General features: G+C 69.6%; 6 protein-coding genes and 2 tRNA genes. 6 read left to right on the forward strand and 2 right to left on the reverse strand.

The window, feature by feature from the left end:
- Positions 1–235: 235 nt before the first annotated feature.
- Positions 236–2,821 carry an aminopeptidase N gene (gene pepN, locus HMPREF0321_RS09305; RefSeq protein WP_040014777.1) on the reverse strand — a complete coding sequence of 862 codons (2,586 nt, stop codon included), beginning with the start codon at positions 2,819–2,821 and terminating at the stop codon, positions 236–238.
- Positions 2,822–2,940: 119 nt separating this feature from the next.
- On the opposite strand from pepN, the gene HMPREF0321_RS09310 reads away from it, so the two are divergent.
- From HMPREF0321_RS09310 to HMPREF0321_RS09320, 3 genes are all read left to right on the forward strand, one after another.
- Positions 2,941–3,591 carry a DsbA family protein gene (locus tag HMPREF0321_RS09310; RefSeq protein WP_006945932.1) on the forward strand — a complete coding sequence of 217 codons (651 nt, stop codon included), beginning with the start codon at positions 2,941–2,943 and terminating at the stop codon, positions 3,589–3,591.
- Between the two features lie 56 nt (positions 3,592–3,647).
- Entirely contained in the window at positions 3,648–4,115 is a 468-nt protein-coding gene (locus tag HMPREF0321_RS09315; protein WP_006945927.1) for a ribose-5-phosphate isomerase, read from the forward strand.
- Between the two features lie 140 nt (positions 4,116–4,255).
- Positions 4,256–5,404 (forward strand): PP2C family protein-serine/threonine phosphatase, encoded by a 1,149-nt coding sequence (locus HMPREF0321_RS09320; RefSeq protein ID WP_006945915.1) that lies wholly within the window; start codon positions 4,256–4,258, stop codon positions 5,402–5,404.
- Between the two features lie 114 nt (positions 5,405–5,518).
- Here the strand turns inward: HMPREF0321_RS09320 and HMPREF0321_RS09325 are convergent, their stop codons facing one another.
- Positions 5,519–5,710: an antitoxin gene (locus HMPREF0321_RS09325; RefSeq protein WP_006945905.1), complete on the reverse strand. Its 192-nt coding sequence runs from the start codon at positions 5,708–5,710 to the stop codon at positions 5,519–5,521.
- A gap of 231 nt (positions 5,711–5,941) precedes the next feature.
- On the opposite strand from HMPREF0321_RS09325, the gene HMPREF0321_RS09330 reads away from it, so the two are divergent.
- The 3 genes from HMPREF0321_RS09330 to tig all read left to right on the forward strand — a co-directional run.
- Positions 5,942–6,015, forward strand: a tRNA-Gly gene (locus tag HMPREF0321_RS09330).
- Between the two features lie 120 nt (positions 6,016–6,135).
- Positions 6,136–6,209 (forward strand) — tRNA-Pro (locus HMPREF0321_RS09335).
- Between the two features lie 113 nt (positions 6,210–6,322).
- Positions 6,323–7,806: trigger factor (tig, locus tag HMPREF0321_RS09340; protein WP_006945974.1), on the forward strand; the 1,484-nt coding region annotated here is incomplete at its 3' end.

Here is a 7,806-nt window from a genome sequence, read left to right on the forward strand (position 1 = left end):
GTCTCGAACGACCGACGTGGGCCGATTCGCTGCCGCCCCACGTGAAGCGAGAGTCTCGCAGAGCCCAGGCTCCCCGGGCTCTGCGAGATCACTGCAGCCGGCGCAGCTGCGTCGCGATGGCACACACGATGCGGCCCGGGACGATCGAAACCGTCCCGGGCCGCATCACGTGCATCACGACGCGGGAAGCACGAGCACTCACGGCTCGCGCGCATCACCGCCCGTCGCGGCGGGCTCAGCCGTGCTGTCGCGCCGCCTGTGCGTCGAAGCGCTGAGCCTCGACGGCGCGCGCCACGGTGTCGCGGTTCTCGGCAACGGTGCGCACGAGACCGGCCGGGGCGTCACGGTGGGCGTCGAGCCAGGTGTTGGCCTGCGCGAGCAGCTGCGGCCCGGCGAGGGTGAACGGGAAGAACGACCCGATCGTCAGCTCCGCGATGTGGTGCGTGCGCGAGGCCCAGTAGCCCTCGGCCATCTCGAAGTAGCGCTCGACGTACGGCTCGAGCAGTGCCTCGTCGTGCACGTGCCCGAAGCCCGCGGCGGTCTCGGCGATCGTCTGGTTCGCGAGCGCGTCGGAGTCGACGACGGACGCCCACGCCGCGGCCTTCGCCTCGGCCGTCGGCATCGCCGCCCGGGCACGCGCGGCGCGCTCAGCGCCGGTCGCGGTGTTGTCCCGCTCGAGTTCGGCCGCGATCTCGAGCTCGCCGAGCACGCCACCGGCGACGAGGCTCGTGAGCAGCGTCCAGCGCATCTCGGTGTCGAGGGCGAGACCGTCGAGCACGGACGAGCCCTCGAACAGGCCGCGGACGAACGCGAGGTCGTCGGCGCTCGCGGCGAACGACGTGAACGCCTGCGCGAGCTGGAGCTGCGCATCGGAGCCGGGCTCGGCCGACAGCAGCAGACCGCGCAGAGTGCGGGCCACGAGGGCGACGACGTCGTCGCGGTGCTCCGGTGCCGTGTACGTGCGCGCGGCGGTCGTCAGCTGCCCGAGCAGGGTGCGCAGCAGCGTCGAGTCACTCTCGCCCGGCAGCGTCGCGAGGGCCATGTCGATGAAGTCGCGCGCCGACATCTCCGCATCGCGCGTCATGTCCCAGGCGGCGCCGAGCACGAGGGCGCGCGGCAGCGAATCCGTGAACGCGCGCGGGTGGGCGATGGCCGTGGCGAGGCTGCGCGCATCGAGACGGATCTTCGCGTAGGCGAGGTCATCGTCGTTGACGAGCAGCAGGTCGGGTTGCGGCGTGCCGACGAGCTCGCTCACCTCGGTGCGCTCACCGTCGACGTCGAGCTCGACGCGCGCGGTGCGCGTCAGCGCGCCGTCACGCAGCATGTAGCAGCCGACGGCGAGGCGGTGCGGACGCAGCGTGGGGTAGTCGTCGGCGGCGCTCTGCTCGATGACGACGCTCGTCATGCGGCCGTCGTCGTCGGTCTCGACGATCGGGCGCAGCGTGTTGACGCCGGCGGTCTCGAGCCACAGCTTCGACCACTGCGTGAGGTCGCGTCCGCTCGTCGTCTCGAGCTCGGCGAGCAGCTGCGGCAGCGTCGTGTTCTGCCACGCATAGCGCGCGAAGTAAGCGCGCAGACCGGCGGTGAACGGCTCACGCCCGACGTAGGCGACGAGCTGCTTGAGCACCGAAGCGCCCTTGGCGTACGTGATGCCGTCGAAGTTGACCTCCACGTCGGCGAGGTCGCGGATCGGGGCGACGATGGGGTGCGTCGAGCTCAGCTGGTCCTGACGGTAGGCCCACGCCTTCTCGGACGTGCCGAACGTCGTCCACGCCGATTCCCAACGAGTCGCCTCGGCCTGCGCCGTCGTCGAGGCCCACTCGGCGAACGACTCGTTGAGCCACAGGTCGTTCCACCACTTCATGGTGACGAGGTCGCCGAACCACATGTGCGCGAGCTCGTGCAGCACCGTCAGCGCACGGCGCTCGACGACGGCCTCCGAGACCTTGGCGCGGAAGACGTAGATCTCGGAGAACGTCACGCAGCCGACGTTCTCCATCGCGCCCGCGTTGTATTCCGGCGTGAAGATCTGGTCGTACTTGGTGAACGGGTAGGGCTGGTCGAACTCGTTCTCGAAGAACGCGAAGCCACGCTTGGTGATGTCGAAGATCTCGTCGGCGTCCATGTGCGGAGCGAGCGACTTGCGGCAGAACACGCCGAGAGGGATGGTGCCGGCGCGCGTCTCGACGCTGTCGCGGTACGCCTCGTAGGGGCCCGCGACGAGCGCGGTGACGTAGCAGGAGATGCGGGCGGTGGGGGCGAACTCCCACGTCGCGGCCGGCTCGCTCACCCCGTTCGGACCCGTGTAGGTCTGCGTCGCGGGCTTCGGCTCCGGCGTCGTCTCGTTCGACAGCACCTGCCAGCGCGCGGGCGCCGTGACGGTGAACTGGAACGTCGCCTTGAGGTCGGGCTGTTCGAAGACGGGGTACATGCGTCGCGCGTCCGGCACCTCGAACTGCGAGTAGAGGTAGACCTCGTCGTCGGCGGGGTCGACGAAGCGGTGCAGGCCCTCACCGGTGTTCATGTAGACGCCGACGGCGTCAACGCGCACCTCGTTCTCGGCGGCGAGATCGGTGAGGCGGATGCGCGCCCCGTTCCAGTCGACGTCACGCTCCTCGCCGTTGACGACGACGCGGCTGACGGACTCGCCCAGGAAATCGAGCCATGTCTCGCTGCCGGGCTGCGCGCTGAAGCGCACGACGCTCGACGTCGCGAACGTCGTCGGGCCGGTGGTGAGGTCGAGGGTGACGGCGTAGGAGTCGACGGTGATGTTCTCGCCGCGGGTCTGCGCGTCGTCGCGGGTGAGGTTGGCCCCGTTCACGTCAGTGGTGTCCTTCCAGCAGGGTTGAGGAACGGCGGTGCGCGAAGTGGTGTGCGCCACAGCCGTTCGGGCGGTGCTGCCCATCCTTGCACGAGCGCTCGAGGTGGCAGGATGGGACGGTGAGCGAAAATCAGCCCGAGTCCGCAGCCCCTACCGTCGAGATGTTCTTCGACCCGATGTGCCCGTGGGCGTGGATGACGTCCCGCTGGCTCATGGAGGTCGAGAAGGTGCGTGACGTGCGCGTCACCTGGCGCGTCATGAGCCTCGCCGTCCTCAACGAGGGCCGCGACCTGCCCGATGATTACCGGGCCTTCCTCGAACAGGCGTGGGCGCCCGCACGCCTGGTCATCGCGGCGCAACAGGCGCACGGCGACGACGTCGTCAAGCCGCTCTACGACGCGATCGGCACCCGCTTCCACCCCGGCGGCGCCGACCCGCGTGACGCCGAGAGCGTGCGGCGCGTGCTCGTGGAGTCGCTCGCCGAGTGCAGTCTCGAGCCGGAGCTCGTCGATGCGGCGACCAACGTGCCCGGCGACGATGTCGACGTCGCCCTGCGGGCCGCGCACAAGCGCGCGACCGACCTCGTCGGCACGGACGTCGGCACCCCCGTCGTCGCGTTCGGCGGCACCGCGTTCTTCGGCCCGGTCGTGACGCCGGCGCCCAAGGGTGAGGACGCCGGGCGCCTGTGGGACGGCTGCCTCCTCGTCGCGGGCACGCCCGGTTTCTACGAACTCAAGCGCAGCCGCGACGTCGGCCCCGACTTCAGCTGACCCTCCGCACCACCACTGCCCCTCAGGCCATATCTTCGCGACAAGGACGAGCACACATGCGCATTCACATCGGTGGCGACCACGCAGCTTTCGAGACCCAGCAGGCCCTGCTGACCTACCTGACCGAGCAGGGTCACGAGGTCATCAACCACGGCCCGAGCGAGTACGACGCCGAGGACGACTACCCGGTCTACGTCCTGCGTGCCGCCGAGGGCGTGCGTGACGACGAGGGCTCGCTCGGCATCGTTCTCGGCGGTTCCGGCAACGGCGAGCAGATGGCAGCTAACAAGGTCAAGGGCATCCGTGCCGCGCTGTGCCTGACGCCCGAGTTCGCCTCTCTCGCACGCGAGCACAACGGTGCGCAGATCCTGTCGATCGGTGGTCGCTTCGTCTCGATCGACGAGGCCAAGCAGATCGCCCGCACCTTCATCGAGACGCCGTACGCGGGCGTCGAGCGTCACGCGCGCCGCCTCGCGATGGTCGAGAAGTACGAGCGGGACGGCACGCTGCCCTCCGAGGACTGAGGCCTTCGAACGGCCCGCCCGGCGCGATCTTCTCGCCGTGTGACGGGCCGTCGGCCCGGGTCGGTGGAGCCTGTCACCCACGCAGGTGCATGCTCCACCACCCCTGGTGCGCGTGAGGCAACCCCTATAGGCTGGCGCGCGTGGTTCTGGAGGCTCAACGCGAACAGACGCGCCTGCGTCAGTCGGTGCAGCGTGCCGTGGCCACTCCGATCTCCAAGCCGCACAGCGTCGTCGTCGCGTTCGCGCTGCTCACCGCGATCGTCTGTGCCGCCGCCATCGCGCTCACGCCGACGATGTCGCATGCGGTCTTCATCCCGCTCATCGTCGCCGCAGCGTTCCTGTTGTCGGGGCGTCGCCTGGCGCTCGCCATCGCCATCGTCCTGACGGGCTATGTGACGACGGCCGCGATCACCTGGTCCGACGCGCCGACGCAGTGGTCCGTCGCGGTGGCTCTCGCCCTCATCGTCGGCATCGTCGCGTTCGCGAACCGTCAGCGCTTCACGATGGGTGTGCCGCTCTCGGTGGGCTCGAGCATGCTCAAGGATCTGCGCCAGCGGCTCGACACCCAGGCCCTGCCACCCGAGATGCCGGACGGGATGCGCGTCGAGCACTGTGTCATGCCCTCACGCGGGGATGCCTTCAGCGGTGACTTCGTCGTCGCCGCCCGACGCGCCGACCACCTGCACCTCGCCCTCACCGACGTCTCCGGGCACGGCCCGTCGGCGGGGATGCGTGCGCTGCTGCTTTCCGGCGCCCTCGCTGGGTTGCTGGGGGAGACGCGCCCGGAGGATTTTCTTCCCGGCGCGAACCGCTACCTCATCCGCCAGGGCTGGCGCGACGGGTTCGCCTCCGCCATCCACGTCTCGATCAACGTCGAGGACGGCCAGTACTGCGTCGGTACGGCCGGTCACCCGAGCGCCGCGCATTATCACGCGGGCACGCGCCGCTGGGAGATGATCACCGGCGCGGCCGGTCTGCTGCTCGGGTTGTTCGACCAGGGGCCGCAGGACTACGCGCGCGCCGGCGGGGTGCTCGAGCCCGGCGATGTCCTGCTCCTCTACACCGACGGCGTCGTCGAGGGCCCTGACGGCGACCTCGCGGCCGGGACGCAGCAGATGCTCGGCCTCGCGCAACGGGCCATCAGCGCCGGCCCGGAGGGGGCGGCCCAGCGCATCTGCGAGGCCTCGGCGCGCACCGGGGGGCAGGACGACCGCTCCGTCGTCGTCATCTGGCGGCCCGTGCCTGAGTCGTCCGAATCGCGCCACGCGCGCGGAACCGCGTCCGTCTGAGTGAGCGCGCCCTTCTGAGCGAGTGCATCTGCCCGATCGACCTATCCTGCTTGAACGACGAACGGCGCCGCCCCCCACCGGGGAGCGGCGCCGTCAGCGTTCAACGGAGGCAGCTCACTCGCCGCCGAAGGCGCCGTCGAGTTTCTCGTTCGCGAAGTCCTGGCCCTTGTCGATCTGGTCGGCGTGCTGGCCGCCCGTCTTGTCGTCGGCGAAGTCGCCGGCCTTCTCGACGCCCTGGTCGAGCTTGTCGGGGTTGTCCTGGGCGAACTCGCTGGCCTTGTCCTTGGCGCTGTCGAAAATGCCCATGATGTGCCTCCTGCGAATGGAAGTGCTCCGGCGAACCGGACTCATCTTCACCGAAGCACATGCGCGGGGGCGGCGTCGAGACCGCCGGCATCGTTCGTTGGCGAACGTCTCGGTGGCCAAGACGACCGTCGGCGGCGCTTCGCGCGAGCACGGGGGCGACGGCGGCGGGCCAGGTCAGCCCCCGCGGATTGGGGCGTCACGGCGTGTTCGGGTAATGTGTCCGAGAAACATGCGGGCGTAGCTCAATGGTAGAGCCTCAGTCTTCCAAACTGATCACGCGAGTTCGATTCTCGTCGCCCGCTCCAGCACCGCGACGGCGGCTCCCGCGGGGGCCGCCGTTCGTCTTGCGAGAGCGCGCCCCGGCGCGATCGCAGCAGGACGGCTCGCGCGGAGCGGCCCGCCTCGCCTCTGGTGAGCGGGGCTGACGGGGTGTGGCGCAGCTTGGTAGCGCGTCCGCTTTGGGAGCGGAAGGCCGCAGGTTCGAATCCTGTCACCCCGACCGTTAGCATGAACGACGAGTAAGAGGAGCGCGCCGCGCCGCAGGCAGGGCCGATGATCGGCCGGCCGGTGCGGGCGCGCCCACCATCACCGATCGACTGGAGTGCACCGCTGATGAAGAGCGCTGTCGAAAACCTCACCCCGACCCGGGTCAAGCTCACCGTTGACGTCACGGCCGATGAACTGAAGCCGAGCATCGAGAAGGCCTACACGACCATCGGCTCGCAGGTTCAGATCCCCGGTTTCCGCAAGGGCAAGGTTCCCGCGAAGCTCATCGAGCAGCGTTTCGGCCGCGCGGCCGTCATCCAGGAAGCCGTCAACGAGGCGCTTCCGGAGCTGTACACGAACGCGATCGTCGAGAACGACGTCAAGGTCCTCGGCCAGCCCGAGGTCGACATCACCGAGTTCCCGCTCGAGGACGGCGCGGGCCTGAGCTTCACCGCCGAGGTCGACATCCGCCCCGAGATCACGCTCCCGGCGTTCGACACGCTCGAGGTCGAGGTCGAGCCGATCGAGGTCTCCGACGCCGACATCGACGAGCGCATCGCCGAGCTGCGCGAGCGTTTCGGCACGCTCGAGTCGGTCGAGCGCAAGGCCAAGAAGGGCGACTTCGTCACGATCGACCTGTCGGCCACGATCGACGGCAACGAGATCGACGCCGTGTCCGGTGTCTCCTACGAGATCGGCTCGGGCACGATGCTCGACGGTCTCGACGAGGCGCTGACGGGCCTCAAGGCCGGCGAGGAGACGACGTTCACCTCGCCGCTCGCCGGCGGTGAGCACGAGGGCGAGAACGCCCAGTGCACCGTCAAGGTCGAGTCGGTCAAGGTCCGTGAGCTGCCCGAGCTCGACGACGAGTTCGCCCAGCTGGCGTCGTCGTTCGACACGATCGACGAGCTCAAGGCCGACCTGCGCGCCGAGGTCGAGCGCACCAAGCGCTTCGAGCAGGGCGTCCAGGCCCGCGACAAGGTGCTCGAGGTCCTCCTCGAGCAGCTCGACATCCCGGTGCCCGAGTCCATCGTCACCGAAGAGGTGACGAACCACCTCGAGGGCGAGAACCGTCTCGACGATGACGAGCACCGCGCCGAGGTCACCGAATCGACGCGTCAGCAGGTCGCGACGCAGCTCCTGCTCGACGAGATCGTCGAGAAGCACGAGATCCAGGTCGGCCAGGACGAGCTGATCGAGTACCTCATCATGTCGGCGCAGCAGTACGGCATGGACCCGAACACGTTCGCGCAGGCGCTCGACGCGCAGGGCCAGGTGCCCGCCATCATGGGTGAGGTCGCTCGCCGCAAGGCGCTCGCCACCGTTCTCGAGTCCGCCACGGTCAAGGACACGGCGGGCAACGTCGTGGACCTGAACGCCGCCGTCGACACCGGCGAGGACGAGGACGAGGCGCAGGCCGCCGACGCCGCCGACGGTGAGAACGCCACTCCGGTCGCCTCCGAGGACGCCGACGCCGACGCTGCGGACAAGCCCGCCAAGAAGGCTGCCGCGAAGAAGACGACGACCAAGAAGGCCGCGACGAAGAAGACGGCAACGAAGAAGGTCGCCGCCCCCGCCGAGGCCGCTGACGCCGCCCCCGCCGAGGCCGC

The sequence above is a fragment of the Dermacoccus sp. Ellin185 genome (genome assembly GCF_000152185.1).
In the GTDB taxonomy this organism is placed as follows: domain Bacteria; phylum Actinomycetota; class Actinomycetes; order Actinomycetales; family Dermatophilaceae; genus Dermacoccus; species Dermacoccus nishinomiyaensis.